This window comes from Patescibacteria group bacterium, from assembly GCA_041659905.1.
Taxonomy (GTDB): Bacteria; Patescibacteriota; Kazan-3B-28; order Kazan-3B-28; family UBA10110; genus UBA10110.
Genome location: JBAZXK010000002.1, coordinates 134,535 through 152,014 on the forward strand (window position 1 = coordinate 134,535; position 17,480 = coordinate 152,014).

The 17,480-nt window shown below is 45.8% G+C and carries 17 protein-coding genes; 9 read left to right on the plus strand and 8 right to left on the minus strand.

The window, feature by feature from the left end; genetic code table 11:
- The first annotated feature begins 121 nt into the window (after positions 1 to 121).
- The 6 genes from WC805_02560 (at position 122) to WC805_02585 (ending at position 6,644) form a co-directional block, all read left to right on the plus strand.
- Positions 122 to 1,408, plus strand: coding sequence for a DHH family phosphoesterase (locus tag WC805_02560; GenBank protein MFA5967371.1), 1,287 nt, complete (start codon positions 122 to 124; stop codon positions 1,406 to 1,408).
- Between the two features lie 21 nt (positions 1,409 to 1,429).
- Entirely contained in the window at positions 1,430 to 1,699 is a 270-nt protein-coding gene (gene rpsO / locus WC805_02565; GenBank protein MFA5967372.1) for a 30S ribosomal protein S15, read from the plus strand.
- A 110-nt stretch (positions 1,700 to 1,809) separates the two neighbouring features.
- A complete protein-coding gene (locus WC805_02570) occupies positions 1,810 to 3,915 on the plus strand; it encodes a polyribonucleotide nucleotidyltransferase (GenBank protein MFA5967373.1) in 2,106 nt (701 codons plus the stop codon).
- A gap of 18 nt (positions 3,916 to 3,933) precedes the next feature.
- Entirely contained in the window at positions 3,934 to 4,260 is a 327-nt protein-coding gene (locus WC805_02575; protein MFA5967374.1) for a zinc ribbon domain-containing protein, read from the plus strand.
- On the plus strand, positions 4,253 to 4,891 hold the full coding sequence (locus tag WC805_02580; protein ID MFA5967375.1) for a uracil-DNA glycosylase: 639 nt from the start codon (positions 4,253 to 4,255) through the stop codon (positions 4,889 to 4,891). The genes WC805_02575 and WC805_02580 overlap by 8 nt, the downstream gene beginning before the upstream one ends.
- 10 nt (positions 4,892 to 4,901) lie before the next feature.
- On the plus strand, positions 4,902 to 6,644 hold the full coding sequence (locus WC805_02585; GenBank protein MFA5967376.1) for a ribonuclease J: 1,743 nt from the start codon (positions 4,902 to 4,904) through the stop codon (positions 6,642 to 6,644).
- Positions 6,645 to 6,657: 13 nt separating this feature from the next.
- Here the strand turns inward: WC805_02585 and WC805_02590 are convergent, their stop codons facing one another.
- Both WC805_02590 and WC805_02595 read right to left on the minus strand, forming a co-directional pair.
- Positions 6,658 to 6,954 carry a hypothetical protein gene (locus WC805_02590; protein ID MFA5967377.1) on the minus strand — a complete coding sequence of 99 codons (297 nt, stop codon included), beginning with the start codon at positions 6,952 to 6,954 and terminating at the stop codon, positions 6,658 to 6,660.
- Between the two features lie 17 nt (positions 6,955 to 6,971).
- Positions 6,972 to 8,771 carry a hypothetical protein gene (locus WC805_02595; protein MFA5967378.1) on the minus strand — a complete coding sequence of 600 codons (1,800 nt, stop codon included), beginning with the start codon at positions 8,769 to 8,771 and terminating at the stop codon, positions 6,972 to 6,974.
- Between the two features lie 137 nt (positions 8,772 to 8,908).
- Between WC805_02595 and WC805_02600 the strand changes: the two genes are divergently transcribed.
- From WC805_02600 to recA, 3 genes are all read left to right on the plus strand, one after another.
- Positions 8,909 to 11,122: a DNA translocase FtsK 4TM domain-containing protein gene (locus tag WC805_02600; GenBank protein MFA5967379.1), complete on the plus strand. Its 2,214-nt coding sequence runs from the start codon at positions 8,909 to 8,911 to the stop codon at positions 11,120 to 11,122.
- A 105-nt stretch (positions 11,123 to 11,227) separates the two neighbouring features.
- Positions 11,228 to 11,722 carry a YajQ family cyclic di-GMP-binding protein gene (locus tag WC805_02605; GenBank protein ID MFA5967380.1) on the plus strand — a complete coding sequence of 165 codons (495 nt, stop codon included), beginning with the start codon at positions 11,228 to 11,230 and terminating at the stop codon, positions 11,720 to 11,722.
- A gap of 27 nt (positions 11,723 to 11,749) precedes the next feature.
- Positions 11,750 to 12,751, plus strand: a complete 1,002-nt coding sequence (gene recA, locus WC805_02610; GenBank protein ID MFA5967381.1) for a recombinase RecA — start codon at positions 11,750 to 11,752, stop codon at positions 12,749 to 12,751.
- A gap of 11 nt (positions 12,752 to 12,762) precedes the next feature.
- Here the strand turns inward: recA and WC805_02615 are convergent, their stop codons facing one another.
- The 6 genes from WC805_02615 to WC805_02640 form a co-directional block, all read right to left on the minus strand.
- Entirely contained in the window at positions 12,763 to 13,719 is a 957-nt protein-coding gene (locus WC805_02615; protein MFA5967382.1) for a L,D-transpeptidase, read from the minus strand.
- A gap of 412 nt (positions 13,720 to 14,131) precedes the next feature.
- Entirely contained in the window at positions 14,132 to 14,350 is a 219-nt protein-coding gene (locus tag WC805_02620) for a hypothetical protein (GenBank protein MFA5967383.1), read from the minus strand.
- Between the two features lie 121 nt (positions 14,351 to 14,471).
- Positions 14,472 to 15,185 carry a 16S rRNA (cytidine(1402)-2'-O)-methyltransferase gene (rsmI, locus tag WC805_02625; GenBank protein ID MFA5967384.1) on the minus strand — a complete coding sequence of 238 codons (714 nt, stop codon included), beginning with the start codon at positions 15,183 to 15,185 and terminating at the stop codon, positions 14,472 to 14,474.
- Between the two features lie 119 nt (positions 15,186 to 15,304).
- Positions 15,305 to 15,754, minus strand: coding sequence for a DUF1003 domain-containing protein (locus WC805_02630; GenBank protein MFA5967385.1), 450 nt, complete (start codon positions 15,752 to 15,754; stop codon positions 15,305 to 15,307).
- Positions 15,755 to 15,773: 19 nt separating this feature from the next.
- On the minus strand, positions 15,774 to 16,646 hold the full coding sequence (gene rsmA / locus WC805_02635; GenBank protein MFA5967386.1) for a 16S rRNA (adenine(1518)-N(6)/adenine(1519)-N(6))-dimethyltransferase RsmA: 873 nt from the start codon (positions 16,644 to 16,646) through the stop codon (positions 15,774 to 15,776).
- Positions 16,647 to 16,783: 137 nt separating this feature from the next.
- Entirely contained in the window at positions 16,784 to 17,464 is a 681-nt protein-coding gene (locus tag WC805_02640; GenBank protein MFA5967387.1) for a septal ring lytic transglycosylase RlpA family protein, read from the minus strand.
- Positions 17,465 to 17,480: the final 16 nt, after the last annotated feature.

Here is a 17,480-nt window from a genome sequence, read left to right on the forward strand (position 1 = left end):
CCTTGCCATTCTAGGGCAAAACTTCGCTGTAGTAAATACTTTTTCCTTTTCTGGTTTGACAGGGGTGGGGTTATTTACTATGATAGCTTCTTATTATTCAGACTCCAAATAAATTTTTATTATGGAACTTACCCCCAAACAACAAGCTCTCGAGCTAATCAATAAATCCAAGAATATCCTACTAGCTACACACGACAAGCCAGATGGCGATGCCGTTGGGAGTACCTTGGCACTCTATTTGGTGTTAAATAAATTGGGTAAAAAGGCTACTGCCGTGGTCGTGGAGCCAGTCTCGGGGCGGTATCAGTTCTTGCCGAAGGTGGATGAGTTTACTCCCCATTTGGTCGCGCCGCGGGATTTTGTGATTAGTTTAGATTGTGCCAATGCGCAAGCTGATAAGTTGGCGTACAATTTTCAAGACGGCAAACTGAATATTGTCATTACCCCTAAAGACGGCAATTTTAATCCGCAAGATGTGAGTTTTGCCGAAGGCAATTTCCAGTTCGATTTAATTATCGTGTTGGATGCAGCCGATTGGGATCAGGTCGGACCGCTCTATGCCAATAATGTAAAATTATTCCAAGGCGTCCCCGTGGTGAATATCGATCACCATTCCAGTAATGATTATTACGGAACCATCAATCTAGTTGATCTGACTGCTACCGCTACCGCCGAAGTCCTTGTCGGTTTAATTGAAGCTCTGGGGCCTTCGTTGGTGGACGAAGACGTGGCGACAGCCCTGCTTACCGGCATCATCAGCGATACCGGCAGTTTTCAGCATAGTAATACCACGCCGAAGTCTTTAACGATCGCGGCGCAAATGGTGGGCTTGGGGGCACGGCAGCAAGAGATTATCAAATACCTCTTCAAGACCAAATCCCTCACTACGTTGAAATTATGGGGCAAAATCCTGTCCAACATCCGCTTAGACGAAGAGCATAAATTTAGTTGGAGCACAGTGCCTTTGACTTACTTTGACGAGACTGGAGCAGCTAAAGAAGAAACCACTGGAGTGATTGACGAATTAATGACTTCCGTGCCGGGAGCGGATGTGGTGGTTTTGCTGACCGAAAAGGAACCGCGAATAATTTCTGGCAGTATCCGAACCAAAAAAGGAGTGAATTCAGCTGAAATCGCTGCTCTCTTTGGCGGAGGAGGCCATCCGGGAGCCGCTGGTTTTAAGCTTTCCGATATCGAATTGGCCGCTGCTGAGGAAATCGTGACAGGTAAGAATCGGGAATACCAAGCCAGGAAGCCTAAATTGACCCCTGAGGAAGAAGATGCCATACTAGAACAACCTTCTCCTTCAGAAGTAGTGGAAGCCACAATTTCCCCAGAGGCAGTGCCAGAAGCGAATTTACCTCAGGAAATGGCTGTGGGAGCGGAAAATCTTGATCAAACAGAATAAATATGGTATAATAGAATAAGTATGACATTACGTCCTGACAAAAAAAAGAAGATCATTGGCGCTTTCCAGGCGCACAAGAAAGACACCGGCTCCTCGGAGGTCCAAATCGCGCTGCTCACCGAAAAGGTGAAAGAGCTGACCAAACATCTGAAAGCCCATGCCAAAGATTTCCATTCTCGCCAAGGGCTATTTAAGATTGTCGGGAACCGCCGGAGACTGTTAAATTATTTAAAGAAATCTCATCCGAGAAAATATTCCGCGTTAATTAAAGAATTAAAAATTAGGAAGTAAGGAGTTTTAGGATTGTCATAGAGCCTAGAGTTAAGTAAATTCCCAAAAATTTGTTTGACTCTAAGCTTTATCTACTGCAATCCCCCGCTCTGCTCTTCTGGAAAGGACAAATGGAAAAATTTGAGACTAAAGTTGGCGATGCCACTTTAACTATCGAGACCGGGAAACTGGCATTGCTCGCTTCCGGTTCAGTCACTGTGCGCCTAGGCGATACCGTGCTTTTGGCATCAGCAGTCATCGCCAACAAACCCAAAGAGGGCGTCAGTTTCTTCCCTCTGCTGATCGATTTCGAAGAGAAAATGTATGCTTCGGGTAAAATTTCCGGAAGCAGATTTATTAAAAGAGAAGGCCGCGCTTCCGATAACGCTATTTTGACAGCGCGCTTAACCGATCGGCCGCTCCGTCCCCTCTTCGCTAAAGGCTTCTATAACGATGTCCAAGTAGTAATTACTGTTTTATCTGCCGACTTAGTGCATGATCCGGATACCTTGTCTATTATTGGCGCTTCGGCAGCCTTAATGCTCACGGATGCGCCTTTTGCGGGTCCGGTCGGAGCCGTGCGCGTGGGGTTGATTAACGGCGAATTGGTCGTTAATCCTTCCTATGAGCAATTAGAAAAAGATAGCCAGTTAGACTTGGTTATTGCCGGAACGCGCGACAAAATATTGATGATTGAAGCTGGAGCTAAAGAGGTAGACGAAGCGACTTTCGCGAAAGCTTTGCAGTTTGCTCATCAGGCTTTGCAACCAACTCTGGATATTCAAGAGCAGCTAATGAAATTGCGAGACAAGTCAGCTAGTAAAGAATATAGCCTAATGCGGCCTACTCCGGAGTTAATGTCTGAAATGCGTGAATTTGTTGGCAGCCAAGCGAGTGAGGCTATTTATCAGGCAGACAAAATTCAGCGTGACGCATCCCTGCATGTATTAAGAGAAAAAGTTTGGCAAAAATTTGCCACAGAGGAACTCACAGAGTTAATCATGGCGGATGCGTTCGACCATCTTTTAGAAGAAGAGCTGCGGGCCAATATCTTGAAATCAGATAAACGGCCAGACGGACGCAAATTAACCGAAATCCGTCCTCTCTCTTGTGAGGTTAGCGTATTGCCGCGCACACATGGGTCAGCTCTGTTTAATCGTGGTGAAACCCAAGCTCTGACGTCCACCACCCTAGGCTCGGTAGCTGATGAACAAATGATTGATACGATGGATGCCAGTACAACCAAAAGGTACCTCCATCACTATAATTTTCCTCCCTATGCTGTGGGTGAAGTTAGACCGATGCGGGGTCCGGGTCGGAGAGAAATCGGTCATGGCGCCTTAGCAGAAAAAGCTCTCCTCCCGATGATTCCTTCTAAAGAAGAATTTCCTTATACTATTCGGGTAGTTTCGGAAATATTAGGCAGTAATGGCAGTAGCTCGATGGCGGCCACTTGCGGCAGTACGCTAAGTTTGATGGACGCCGGCGTTCCGATTAAAAAGCCGGTCGCCGGGATTGCCATGGGAGTAATTACGGACGATAAGGGTAAATTCAAAATTCTCACCGACATTGCCGGGATCGAAGATTTTAACGGCGACATGGACTTTAAGGTGGCCGGAACCCGTGACGGCATTACCGCCGTGCAATTAGATATGAAAGTGGCCGGTTTAGGTCTAGATATTCTGGAGAAAGCGCTGGAACAAGCTTATCCTGCCCGGCAAGAGATTCTGGCAGTGATTAGTAAATGTCTGACCGGTCCGAGAAAAGAATTGTCTATCTATGCTCCTCGTGTCGAGACAATTAAAATTAATCAAGACAAGATCCGCGACGTCATTGGCTCGGGCGGAAAGATTATTAATGGAATTATTGATCGTGCGGGTGGAAAAAATATCACCGAAATCAACATCGAAGACGATGGCACTATTTATGTTTCTTCTACTGATGCTAAATTAGCTGCCCAGGCGATCAAAGAAATCGAAAATCTAACTCGGGAAGCCGAAGTCGGGGCACTCTACGAAGGAAAAGTTACCCGGATTATGGATTTCGGAGCTTTTGTAGAAATTTTCCCCGGTACAGAAGGATTGGTCCATATTTCTCAACTAGCACCGGAACGAGTTAATAAAGTAACTGATATAGTAAAAGAAGGAGATATTATTCCCGTCATCGTTACGGAAATAGATTCTCAAGGGCGAGTTAATTTGTCGCGGAAAGCGGCATTAAAACGCCAAGGAAAATAGTACTCTTTTAAATTCGTTATGAAGTGCAGTGAATGTTCTCGTCGCAATCATGATGACAATCGCTTTTGTATCTTTTGCGGCACTGCTCTCGAGTCTAAACTCGCTACGCGAGAGACTCCCCAATCCATCAGTCGTCAAAAGGTGTTATTGCCACCCCAGGATATTGATGAGCTGATCAGTTATCGAGATACCTTGAGACGTCCGGCCGTTTCGATTTACCCGGCCGTAGTGGCAAGTTTGGCGATTATTATAGTGGCAGCCGGAGCCTATTACTGGTTCTGGTACCGAGATGTTTTTGAAGTTATGGCAATTGATTATCAGTCTACTGAACTAATGGATGAGTGATAAATTAGCAGCTCTGCAAAAAATTATTTCTGACGTGAAATCCCACCAGTGTTCTTTACGGGCGGGTTGCCTGCAAGCTGTTCCGGGTGAGGGCAATCCCGACAGTCCTATCGTATTTATTGGCGAAGGACCCGGGAGAGTAGAAGACCAGGAGGGGCGCCCTTTTGTCGGTCCAGCTGGGCACGTTTTAGTCAAACTCCTAGCTAGTATCGGATTGAAACGAGAGGATGTTTACATTACTAATGTAGTAAAATGCCGCCCGCCGGGTAATCGCGATCCTCTCCCCGCCGAAGTAGACGAACATCATATATTTTTGCAACAGGAATTGGATTTAATCCAACCTAAGTTAATTGTGCTATTGGGTCGGCATGCCCTGCATTGGTTTTTGCCGAATGAACAGATTTCAAAAGCGCGAGGTAAAGCTAAACGACAGGGGCAATACGTTTATTTTCCGATTTATCATCCCGCTGCCACCTTGCATAATCCCAATCTCGCGCAGGATTTACAAAATGATTTCTTGAAAATCCCGGTTGTTCTCCAAAAAATAGCCGAATTGCCGGCTCCCGCCGCGGCCTCACCAACTGCCATCAATCCATCCCCTCAACCGCCTGCTCAACTCGCCATATTTTAATTAATCAATTATGAAAACAAGATCGGACAGACCTCACAAATCCCAGCGGCCCCATAAACCGACTAAACCAGTTTATCCCATTAACTCCAAGGGCGTTTTAAGGTTCATTCCTTTAGGCGGATTAGATGGAATTGGGATGAATATGCTGTTGCTGGAATACGGGGATGATATTGTAGCTTTGGATTGCGGCATGATGTTTCCCGATGAAACTATGCTCGGGATCGATTATGTCATTCCTGACATTTCTTATTTAAGAAAACACCGGAAAAAACTTAGAGGAGTAATTATCTCGCATGGCCATGAAGACCATGTCGGTGGCATTCCCCATCTCCTCCCCGAGTTAGGCGTGCCAGTTTATGCCAGCGTGCTCGCGAGTGCTCTGATTGAGGCGCGTTTAAGCGAATTCCCCGGGGCTAAGCAGGTCAAAGTTTATAAATACCAAGAGAATGATGAGTTAAAGCTCGGCGTGTTTCGGATCAAATTCTTCCGGGTGCTCCACAGCATTCCGGATAGTTTCGGCATTATTATTGATACTCCCCTTGGCCGAGTGGTGTATACCGGTGATTTTAAATTTGATTTAACTGCCCCTGAACCGATCACACTCGATTTCGATCGGATCACTAATGGCGGGCAGGAACAACCCCTGCTTCTCCTCTCGGAAAGCACTAATGCGGAAATGCCGGGTTCCACTATTTCGGAGCAGGAGGTGGTAGAGAGTTTTGATCGCATCTTCTCCGCTTCTAAGGGCCGATTAATCGTGTCTTCGTTCGCCTCCCGGATTGACCGGATGCAATATGTGTTAACTGCCGCCCAAAAATATGGGCGGAGAGTCACCATCTCCGGACGCAGTATGTTGAAATATTTTGATGCCGCCTCGCGCCTGGGTTATCTGAAATACCCGAAAGAATTATTAGTCCCCTTAAAAGGCGTTAGTAAAATTCCCGATGAGCAACTAGTGGTCTTGAGTACCGGTAGCCAGGGTCAACAAGGTTCGTCACTCGCGCGGATGGCCTTTAACGAACATACTCAAGTCAAAATTAAATCCGGCGATACGGTCGTGATTTCATCGTCCCCTATCCCCGGCAATGAACGGTCGGTTTCCGCGATTATTAATAATTTGTGTCGGGAAGGCGCCGAGGTTATTCATAATCGGACAATGCAGGTACATGTCACCGGCCATGCTTTCCAGGACGAGCTCAAGCTCGTATTAGATAAGCTGCGGCCCAAGTACTTTATTCCGGTGCACGGCGAATATCATATGCGCACCGCCCATAAAAAACTGGCCACTGGCTTGGGGATGACAGAAGACCATATTTTTATGATTGATAATGGCGATGTAGTGGAAATTGATAAAACCAGTGCTCGGAAGCTCAGGGAAACCGTTCCGGCCGGCGTGATTATGGTAGACGGTTTAGGTGTCGGTGACGTGGGAGAGATTGTGTTGCGGGATCGCCAAGCTATGGCCAAGGAAGGCATGTTTGTGATTATCGCCACAATAGAACGGAAAACCGGCCAGCTGGTGAGCAGTCCGGACATTATCTCGCGCGGATTTGTCTATATGCGGGAGCAGGAAGACCTGATCAATCGCACCCGAAACGAAGTCAAACGGATTCTCGGCGGTAAGCGCAAAGGTAAAAAGATGCCGGATGACTGGAACAATATCAAACAAAAAGTCCGGGAAGAGATTGGTCAATTTCTCTACAGAGAAACTGAACGTCGCCCGATGATCCTACCGGTAATAATCGAAGTCTAAATTGCCGTAGAATTTATTCAGATTTGGCAGTATCTTCCAGATCTTTGCGGACAGCTGCCTGAATGGTTTGGCTATCCTGTTCTAATTTCCGGATGGCTGATTCTTGCATGGCTTCATCGGCCTGGCGAATTTTATCTACCACTTCTGCTATGGGTTGATCAGCTGCCAAATCAGCCAAGGCTTGTTGAACTGCCGTCTTGGACTGCATTAAATTATCAGCCTGATTAGCCAGGGTTTGGGCTTTGTTAGAATTATCTAAAACCTGCTGAGTCAGGTCGGAAATTTTAGATTTGAGTTCGTCGAATTTCATATTAATTCTTTATTAATTTAAGGGGTGCCTTTGGTGCGTGTAATTTCTTCTTCAATGGCTTCTTTTTTGCGTTTAGCGGCCTGATGCGCAATTTCCTTAGGATGTAGTGTGGTAGTTTTGAATTTAGCGGCAGCTTGTTTACTTTTATCAAGCTTTTGCATCAGCGCTTCAATTTCTTTATTTGCTTCGAGTATTCGATGAGTGTGGATGTCATTCCCCTCTCTTACTAAGGTGTCTTTTTTGTTTTGCAGTAAGTTAAGAGCCTGACTAATTGTCGATGATTCTTGTTTAGCCTCTCTGAGGGTGTCATCATATTCGCCCGCTTGGGTCAAAGCTTCATCCAGTGCAGCATTAGCAGCGTCTGTTTCTGTTTGTGCCTCAGTTATCAAAAGAGCATCTGGTGCGTTTTGTCCTCCTCTAACTTGCCGATACTCCAATCGTTCAAGCTTCTTTTGGGCAGCCTCTGCTTTACGCTTCGCCTTCCCGATGATAACAGCCTGTTCTCTCTTCTTTTTTTCTGCCTCAACTTGTTCGCCCCGAGCTCTTTCTAACTCCAAGCTTTTTTGGGAAATATTTTCGTCCAATTCCGCTATTTTTTGCGTGATAGTTTTTAACTTGTCTCTTAAGTCTTCTCTCTCGCTTTGGGTAGTTCGCAAGTCATATTCCAAAGTGCTGATAGCTTCCCCCTGTTCTGCTAAAGCATCTTTGAGCTGTTCCAATTCAGTGCTTAATTTGGCTTCGGCTATGCTTTCGGGTTGTAATTTTTCTTCTAAGATGGCAATTTTCCGATCTAACTCAGCTTGTTTAATATTTTTTTCCTGTTCGGCTTGGCTGCGCTTTTTGGTCCTTTTAACTTCTATTTTTTCTTTGGCAAACTTTTCCGCAGCCTGGACTTGTTTGCTAAAAGCTTCCTCTCGAAGGTGAGTATCTTTTTGAGTTGATTGTTTAGCCAGTTCTGCTCGTAAGCGATTTTGTTCTTGCTGGTGTTGAAGATCCAACGCTGCTAAACTTAGCAGATCAGCCTGTTCGAAATCAGACCTGCTATCACCCATCCGATAGGCCGTTTGGTCTTTTCTAGGCCGATGCATTTGTTTAATCGCCAAAACTATTTCAGTTTCCTGAACTTTTTGCTGAGCCTCTTTAATGGCGGTGCCATATTCTGTGACCAGTTGGGAACGATTTTTATTCCAGTCCGATGTGTATTTTTCATAGTCTTTTTGCTTATATTGCAAGAAGTGTTCTTGAGCGTCCAGACTCCACTTGATCGATTCTAAATCAGCCATCGCTTCGACTTGCTCGGCTTCAGTAAATTCTTCTCCGGGCTGGAGGACAATCCCTTCTAATAAAGAACACTGTTGTTTTAACTCTAAAACATTGGCTTCGGCTTCTCGTAAGTCTCTCTCGATCATTCTTTCTTCGTCGCGGATTTTTCCTAATTCAGCATAAAGTTGACCTTCTAATTGACGCTTATTACGCTTGGCTTCAAATTGCAAATCTTTTTGGCGCCGAGTTTCTTTATTCCGGAGCCATGTTCCGATGGGATTGGTCCAAATGTTATTCAGCCGATGAGGGGGGCGATATTTTTTCTCAATACTGGGGTAACGCTCGAACACGTCTTCGGCTCGAGCAATTTGTTTAATGACATCTGTCTGTTCCTTTTCCTTAATTTCCCTCTCATATAACAGAGGTTCAGCATCTGAGGTATCTTCAAATGATTTTCTTAGTCTAGAGGCTTTCTCTCTCGCACCTTGCCGGATTTCATCAAAATCATCCTCTGGGGATTCAGATGAAATAGGTTGTTCTCTTTGCTCTGCCATGGATTTCTTGCTTAGTTTTACTATTATTTTATTATATCACCAATAGAGTTTTTTGTCAATAAGAGATTAGTTCCAGGGTTTCTCCTCCTCTAAATCGCTCTATGCTATAATTAACCTGTTATTGAGGCGATTTTTTAATGGCAAAACCCCGAAAAAAGAAAAAACAGTACCGCTACCGTTCCTATCAGACCTCTAAATGGGTAGATGGACTGAATTTAGATTTGGAATTAGAGCCGCATATCTTACGCGAGATTGTGGCAGTATTGTTGATAGGGTTGGGAGTGTTTACTTTACTGGCAATCTTAGGAGCAGCAGGCGGTGTCGGCAGTGTCTTCTTTACGGCTTTGCGGATAGGATTGGGTTGGACTAGTTTTATCTTGCCGGTAGTATTAGTCGGTGCTGGCCTAGCTTTGTTTTATCCAGTGAAATATAAATTTACCACTACAAATACTGTGGGCTTGATTATGTTAGTCGTGGCTCTGTCGGCTTTACTGCATTTGTTTGTTGTCCCAGAAAACAGTGTGGGCGTAGCCCAAAGTGGAGCCGGCGGGGGTTATATTGGACTCGGCATTGCCGCAGGGTTAATTAAACTGGTCGATTTCTGGGCAGCCTTGTTGATTGTCGGTATGGCACTAGCCATTGCTTTATTGTTTGTGTTTGGCCAACCTCTGCGCGAGCTTTATTATCGAGCCAAACTGAATGTGCCTGCTCTCCCCCATTCACCCAAATTGATTATTCATAATGCGGGAGCGAAGGGTGGCCGAGCGCAAAAAGAAGAAGATACCGACACTAAAGAAAATCAGGAACAAATTAAAACAGATGAACCCGAATTAGAGGTAGCTAAGACCTTTGTGCGTAAGAAGGTATCCGAGCAAGAGCCAGATTTTGTGCCCCAACTCACTACTGCCGGCGATTTTAAGTTGCCCCCGCTCGATTTATTGAGCGACACGGTAACTAAAGTCGATAGCGGCAATATTCGCCAAAATGTCGGTATTATCCAAGAAGCTTTGGAAGATTTCGGTATTCAAGTGGAGATGTCAGAAGTAAATGTCGGCCCGACAGTCACGCAATACACCTTGAAACCGGCGGCGGGAGTTAAATTATCTAAGATCAGTAATTTATCTAATGATTTATCGCTCGCTTTGGCGGCCCATCCTATCAGAATTGAAGCACCTATTCCAGGGCGGTCGTTGGTCGGGATTGAAGTACCCAATAAGAAATCTTCGATGGTGCGCCTGCGCGAACTAATCGAATCTGATGCCTTCAAAGCGATCCGCTCCCCTTTGCGGATGCCCTTGGGACGCGATGTAGCGGGGACGCCGGTAGCCGCCGATTTAGTGCGGATGCCGCATTTACTGATTGCGGGAGCCACCGGTATGGGTAAAAGCGTTTTTCTTAATTCATTATTAGTAAGTTTGATTTATCAGAATTCTCCGGCGGATTTGAGATTGGTCCTGGTCGATCCGAAGCGGGTAGAGTTTACGGCCTACAACGATGTCCCGCACTTACTGGCGCCGGTGATTGTCGATCCCTACAAAACCATTAGTGCTTTAAAGTGGTTAGTGATGGAGATGGAGCGCCGCTATAAAGTTTTTGCCGATCATAAAGTGCGCTTTATCGAAGCGTTTAACCGGGAATATCCGGATGCCAAAATGCCTTACATTGTTTTAGCTATTGATGAGTTAGCTGATTTGATGGCAGTGTCGGCCCGCGAGGTCGAAGCTTACATTTGTCGTTTAGCGCAAATGTCTCGGGCAGTAGGCATCCACTTAGTCTTAGCCACCCAAAGACCTTCCGTGGATGTCATTACCGGGCTGATTAAAGCCAATTTCCCCTCCCGGCTAGCTTTTGCAGTTACCTCCGGCACCGATTCTCGCACTATTTTAGATACGGTCGGAGCGGACAAATTGCTGGGTAATGGAGATATGCTCTTCCAACCTTCTGATGCCAGCAAGCCGCGCCGGATTCAAGGAGTGTTTGTAAGCGATAAAGAGGTTAAAGCCGTGACCGATTTTGTGAAACAGCAAGACAATCCCCAATACATTAGCGAATTGATCGCTGAAACCAAAGAATCCAAGCAATCCGAGATTGAATCCGAAGGCGATCCCTTATTAAATGAAGCTGTTGAATTGGTGGTGCGGACTGGCAAGGCCTCAGCCTCGTATTTGCAAAGAAGATTTCGGATTGGTTATGCGCGGGCGGCCCGCCTCCTAGATTTATTAGAAATGAAAGGAATTGTCGGTCCGGGCGAAGGGGCCAAACCGCGCGAGATTTTAATGTCGCGCACCGAATTGGTGGGGCAAGCCGCCAGCCCGACTGAGGCGGAATATAAAGAGGGCGAAGACTATTAAATAATATGTCATCCTCGGGCTTGACCCGAGGATCCAGGCCTAGACTCGGCGAGGCTGGCAGGCCTGGATTCCCGATCGAGTCGGGAATGACAAAGAATAAACAGTATGGCTACAGAATCTTCTTTCGATATCGTGTCCGAAATTGATCAGCAAGAGCTCGCCAACGCTTTAGATCAAACCCGCCGTGAAATTGCCGGGCGCTATGATTTTAAAGATGCTCCTGTCGAGATTAAAGAGGAGAAAGATCAATTAGTCATTTTAGCGCCAACCGAGTTTAAATTTAATGCGGCGCTGGATATTATTAAATCAAAACTGATCCGGCGGCAACTGGATTTGCGGATTTTGGGAGAGAATAAGATCGAACCGGCCAGCGGCGGTGCCGTGCGCGTAACCATTCCCCTGGTCGCTGGCATATCGGCGGATCGGGCTAAGTTAATCAATAAAATAATTCGAGATCAGTTGCCAAAAGTAAAGGCCACTATCCAAGGGGATACCATCAGGGTCAGTTCCAAAAGCCGCGACGACTTACAGGCAGTGATGGCTCTATTTAAAGACAAGCCGGAAGTTACTATCCCCCTCCAGTTTACTAATTATCGTTAAATAGTTTATTTAACTAATATAAAAGATATGAATCCCACTAAAACTTTAACTAAATCTGTACCCACGGATACCCTATCTGATACGCTAAGCCAGATTGAGAAGAAATACGGCCAAGGCGCCGTCATGCGTTTGGGTGATGCTAAGCATGCCGAAGTAGAAGCTGTCCCGACCGGGTCACTCACTTTGGATCTGGCTTTAGGCGTGGGTGGGATTCCCAAAGGTCGAGTGATTGAGATCTTCGGGCCGGAATCATCCGGCAAAACCACTTTGGCTTTGCATATGATCGCCCAATTTCAAAAACGGGGCGAAACGGCGGCATTTGTGGATGCCGAACATGCTCTGGATCCGGATTACGCTAAACGGATCGGCGTGGACACTCAAAATCTGCTGATTTCTCAGCCGGACAATGGCGAACAAGCCCTAGATATTGTCGAAGCCTTAGTGAAATCTAATTCGGTCGGTATTATTGTGATCGATTCGGTGGCGGCATTAGTCCCCCGGGCGGAAATTGAGGGCGATATGGGAGATTCCCATATGGGACTGCAAGCCCGGTTAATGAGTCAAGCTCTCCGGAAAATTACAGCTTATGTGAGCAAGTCGCGGACGGCAGTCATTTTTATTAATCAGTTGCGCATGAAGATTGGAATTATGTTCGGTAACCCCGAAACTACCACCGGTGGCAATGCTTTAAAATATTATTCTTCGGTTAGATTGGATATTCGGCGGGTCGAGTCGATTAAATCAGGCGAAGAAGCAGTTGGCAACCGCGTGCGGGTGAAAGTAGTTAAAAATAAAATCGCTGCTCCATTCCGCCAAGCCGAGTTTGATTTGATGTTTGCGCAAGGTATCTCCCGCGAGGGCGAACTGATCGATCTGGGCTTGAGCCGCGGCTTTGTTATTAAATCCGGCTCGTGGTACGAGTGGGAAGGATCCAAAATCGGTCAAGGTAAGGAAGCGGCCAAAGAATTCCTAAAAACCGACAAAAAAGCCGCCGAGAAGCTCGAGAAGATGATCCGCTCACTCGCGTAAATTGCAATAATTTAGGCAATAGTAACCAGAGTGTTATTTGGGGCCCAGTCGTACAGCACTTTAGAAGCCTCAATACCCACGCGGACGCAACCGTGTGACATTGGTTTGCCTAAATGCATATAATCTTCGTACAGTTTACCATTGGTATATAAACGACCATCAACCACTTCCCCTTCGATACGTTTACCTTGTTTAACTTTCCAGTGCGGTAGGGCGTGCAAACCATAGCCGATAAACCCGTATTCCCTGTTATAGAGCGCCATCCAATTATCCATAAACAAACTGTACTTACTAGAATAGGCCGTATCGATGTGGTTAAGAATTTTGAATTTTCCTTTCGGAGTGTTATAGCCAGATTTGCCGCTAGAAATGGGAGTGTCTAACATTACGACATTATTTTCAACAACCCAGAGCCGTTGGTCGCTTAACCAAATATAAATCTGTTTGCCCATCGCATCTTGATAGCTAAGCTCATTGCCTACCTGGAGCAACCATTTAATAGTGGGGCCGGTAATTACAGTAGTACCTAAATGTAATTTGAAGGATTCTTGGTATAAGGCTTTGCGAGTGACGGTCTGAATCGGAATATTAAAAGTAATTGTGCCACGCGGGCGAATACTGTCTTGGTCAACCGAGCTACCAGCTAAAATCCGATTTTGGTCGATCCAAACGGAAGTAGCAAAGGGGCTTTTATGGTCGGGAGTGCCATCGAAATAAATACTGCTTAGATAAAGCTGGTACAGGGGCCAAGGTTCCGACCCGATATTTTTTAGCTTAAGCGTAAGAAACCCCGGCTGGTTGGGTTCTAGGATAGGGTCGGCGCTCTGTTCAACAATTTCATATTGATAAGAGGGCAACAGCTCTTGGGCGCGGGTAGTTTGGGCAAAGAAGATAAAGCCGCCGGCGATTAAACAAGACGACATCACGACTACACCTATGGTTTGGAAGATTTTTATGTTTATTTTCACCGATTCTTATGGTTTTAACTAAGATTTCATTATACCAAAAAAATCGCCTCTGGTCAAGATAATTCTTGACACATAGGAGTAGATATGATAGGTTATAATGATTTCGTGAAGCTAGGTGTACCTTGGAGACCATAATGATAAAGAAGACCAGAAAGTCGGCCATCGCAAAGAAGCAGCTGAAAATCAAGAAGCAATACTGCGAAAGATCCTGCGATTGTGCGAGGGAGGATCAAGGCCATTGTCCCCTTCAAAACAATCAACCTATGTCTAACTGCTCTTCGGCAGTGCCCGACGAGACTGTTGCGCAGAGAAAGCCGAGAAAGCGCAAAGTATCAGCGGCCTGACCAAGGCCTAACTAACCAAAGAAACCCCTCTGAATCAGAGGGGTTCTTCTATTAAATGTTTGGCGATATTAAAACAATAACGAGAGGGTGGTGGGAAGATCGGTGTAATTAATTACCACGGCGCTGGCGGCAAGTAATACTAGTAAAATTATCAAAACCCAAAACAGCCAATGCGCGCCATCTTCAATTTCATCAGGCAGAACAATAATATAATTGGTTTTTTTGGGAACCAATTTTTTTAGCTTCTGGACTTTCGATGATTTTTTGTCTGATTTAATTTCTGTCATATTGTTTCTTCTTTGTCATTCCCGACTCGATCGGGAATCCAGGCCTGGATCCTCGGGTCAAGCCCGAGGATGACATATTATTTAATAGTCTTCGCCCTCTTTATATTCTGTCTCAGTCAGGCTAGCGGCTTGTCTTGCCGAATTGAGCGGGCTTGCCTCGCTGCGAAGCAGCGGGTAAGATCATTATAACAAACTCGCCTTTAGGAAGTTTGCTGGCGAAGTAGTTAATTAGTTCGTTAGTCTCCCCTATTTTGACTTCTTCAAACTTTTTAGTGAGTTCGCGAAAAGCCAGAATCTTTCTTTGGCCTAAAAATTTTTCAATATCTCTCAAGGTGCGGCCTACCCGCATCGGTGATTCATAAATTAAAATGGGCAAATCCCAGCCGCTGATCTTTTTGAAGAGAGTTTCCCGGCCTTTCTTTTTCGGGAGGAATCCCAGGAAGATAAAATTATCAGCCGATTCCCCAGCGATGCTGAGGGCAGCGGTCAGGGCAGAAGGGCCAGGGAGAGCCATGACTTCAGCACCGGCAGCGCGAGCGGCCCCTACGAGCCTCCCGGCCGGGTCTTGGATACCGGGAGTACCCGCATCAGTGATCAAGGCAATGTTTTTGCCTTCCACTAGCTGCTCCACCAGGTAATCCAGTTTATTATCTCGGCTGTGTTGGTGATATGAAATCAGCGGAGTTCCAATATTATAGTGGTTTAGTAATTTTTTACTAGTGCGCGTATCTTCGGCTGCGATCAAGTCAACTGTCCGCAAGGTTTCTAAAGCCCGCAGAGTAATATCTCCCAGGTTCCCGATCGGTGTGGCGACCACATAAATTTTTCCCATCATCTGTTAATTGAGTAAATAATTACGTATCCGTCATTCTGGGGAGCCCCTGGGGCGACTCCAGAATCGTACATATTATTTATACGATCCTGGACGATGCCAGGATGACGGCCAAAAGAGTCTTAATATTTTTTAGAGACTAAATCTTTAAGTAATTTAGTTTGTTCCAGTATCTCTTTATCTTGTTCGTCCAAGTGAGTCAAAATATGTTCGATGTCTTTGTAGATAGATTCGGTGGTTTTGAATTCCTCCTCGGCTCTCAGTTCGGCGTGGCGGTTTTGAATATTCTGCCCCACCAGAATCAGCGGCATCAAGAGGAGTTGGATAATATTACCTATAAATAGCAAAAAGGCGAAGGGATAAGGATCAAACGGCTGATTGGCGGAATTAGTCTGCCAGAGAATCCATCCTGCCATAAACAAGGTAAAGAAATAAACCGCATACATGGTGCCTATAGCTGCTGTGATAGTTACGGCAATCCTATCGTTTAGTCCAAGCTGGTTTTTATGAATTATGTTAACGTTTTTAGGATGATGCCGTTTACTCGGCTCTCTCTGTTCAAGTGACGACATTACTTCCTCCACAATTTACTTATAATTTATCGATATTTTGATATAACTTGATCCAGTCTGGGATGGTGAGGGTTTGCGCGCGGCGCTCCGGGGCGATCCGACTTTTGGCCAAAACCTGTTTAACCTTGGCGTCGTCCAAATGCAGTCCGCCGGACAAAGAATTATGCAGTTGCTTGCGGCGCTCGCCAAAACCTGCTTTGACTAGCCGAAAAAACTTTTTTTCATCAATCTCGCCTGCCCGTGCCGGGCTTGAACGGCCAGGGGTCGGTAATTTCTGATGGGGAATAATTCTGATCACCGCTGAATCGACTTTTGGTATTGGCCAGAAATTCTGTTTGGGGACCAGCGTGATGATTTCAGCAGTGCTATAGAATTGTACGGCAACGCTTAGGAGATTGGCGTCGGGAGGTAACGCAATCATGCGCTCGGCGACCTCCTTTTGCACCATCAATACCATCATAACAGGGCGGTATTTGCTTTCTAGAAAGAAACGAATAATTGCGGAAGTTAGATAATAAGGCAAATTGGCTACTAACTTATATTTCTTTTTCGGGAAATATTCTTTAAAGAAAGCATCGCTCAAAGCCAGCGCATTGCCTTCCACGATCTTCATATTAGAAAGATCCGAATTGATTCCCCGGCAAGCTTTAGCCATACTGATATCTTTTTCAATAGCTACCACGCGCTGGGCGGTTTGGGCTAAAGCTCTCGTCAGGGTGCCGAGTCCCGGACCGATTTCGAGCACCTCGTCGGTATCGGTCAGGCGGGCTGCTTGCGTAATTTCTTGTAGAACCTGTGTATTAGTTAAAAAATGTTGCCCCAGCCTTTTTTGAGCCGACATATTATACTCGCGGAGAATTAGACGAATAGTATCAATATTAGTTAGGTCCATAGGTCAGTATTTAGCGTTTAGCGTCTAGCATTTAAAATATAGTTCCTCCCCTCACGGAGGGGAGGTTAGGTGGGGAGTGATTAATCTTCTACTCCCACCTCCCCCTAACCCCTCCTCGGGCAGGAGGGGAATATTATCTAGATTTTATAGTAGCGGACATTGATAATCCCGGCACCTAAGGGAGCGAGTTTAGCAAAGGCGGTATGATTCAAATCCAGCGACATACCCGTCCAATCCTCCGGGCCAAAGTCGTTTACCACGACATCCACGGATTTGCCGGATTTGATGGCAATGACGTGCACCTTGGTGCCCCGGGGAAATTCTCGGCTAGCAGTATTCATGCCGTTGCCGAAGACATACCAACTGGCGTAGCCTTCCCGAACCGGTGATTTAGGAACTTTTAGGGCCTCTTCTTGTTTCTTAATATCAGCCGCAACCTTGTCTATAGTGGCTTGCATGTTAGCAGCCACAATAGAATTTCTGTCAGTCGGCTTAGTAGTGACGGTAACTAAAGTTGCGGCAGTCAGCCGACTCTCTGGCCGGGGGGTGACAGCGACGATCGGCTCTTGGATGTTGAGTTCGGCAATTAAATCCCCTACCTCAGTCGCCTTGGTAGTATAAATGTCAGTTAAACCATTAATCGAAACAGTCACGGCTTTGATAGTCTTGATAGTGGCATTTCCTAACTGGCCCAGACCGAAGATAAGAAAAATCAATAGCCCTAAAGTTATAGCGGTGGCAAAAGATTTCTTTCTAGTTTCGGGGGCGAGATGAGGATAATTTAAATCCGTCAACCTGTGCCTAAAGAGTTTGCTCACAGTTACATTATACTGT

Bases quoted from the DNA above. Each gene is read 5' to 3' on its own strand.
- WC805_02560 (MFA5967371.1), top strand. From the start codon at position 122: ATGGAACTTACCCCCAAACAACAAGCTCTCGAGCTAATCAATAAATCC.
- rpsO (MFA5967372.1), top strand. From the start codon at position 1,430: ATGACATTACGTCCTGACAAAAAAAAGAAGATCATTGGCGCTTTCCAG.
- WC805_02570 (MFA5967373.1), top strand. From the start codon at position 1,810: ATGGAAAAATTTGAGACTAAAGTTGGCGATGCCACTTTAACTATCGAG.
- WC805_02575 (MFA5967374.1), top strand. From the start codon at position 3,934: ATGAAGTGCAGTGAATGTTCTCGTCGCAATCATGATGACAATCGCTTT.
- WC805_02580 (MFA5967375.1), top strand. From the start codon at position 4,253: ATGAGTGATAAATTAGCAGCTCTGCAAAAAATTATTTCTGACGTGAAA.
- WC805_02585 (MFA5967376.1), top strand. From the start codon at position 4,902: ATGAAAACAAGATCGGACAGACCTCACAAATCCCAGCGGCCCCATAAA.
- WC805_02590 (MFA5967377.1), bottom strand. From the start codon at position 6,954: ATGAAATTCGACGAACTCAAATCTAAAATTTCCGACCTGACTCAGCAG.
- WC805_02595 (MFA5967378.1), bottom strand. From the start codon at position 8,771: ATGGCAGAGCAAAGAGAACAACCTATTTCATCTGAATCCCCAGAGGAT.
- WC805_02600 (MFA5967379.1), top strand. From the start codon at position 8,909: ATGGCAAAACCCCGAAAAAAGAAAAAACAGTACCGCTACCGTTCCTAT.
- WC805_02605 (MFA5967380.1), top strand. From the start codon at position 11,228: ATGGCTACAGAATCTTCTTTCGATATCGTGTCCGAAATTGATCAGCAA.
- recA (MFA5967381.1), top strand. From the start codon at position 11,750: ATGAATCCCACTAAAACTTTAACTAAATCTGTACCCACGGATACCCTA.
- WC805_02620 (MFA5967383.1), bottom strand. From the start codon at position 14,350: ATGACAGAAATTAAATCAGACAAAAAATCATCGAAAGTCCAGAAGCTA.
- rsmI (MFA5967384.1), bottom strand. From the start codon at position 15,185: ATGATGGGAAAAATTTATGTGGTCGCCACACCGATCGGGAACCTGGGA.
- WC805_02630 (MFA5967385.1), bottom strand. From the start codon at position 15,754: ATGTCGTCACTTGAACAGAGAGAGCCGAGTAAACGGCATCATCCTAAA.
- rsmA (MFA5967386.1), bottom strand. From the start codon at position 16,646: ATGGACCTAACTAATATTGATACTATTCGTCTAATTCTCCGCGAGTAT.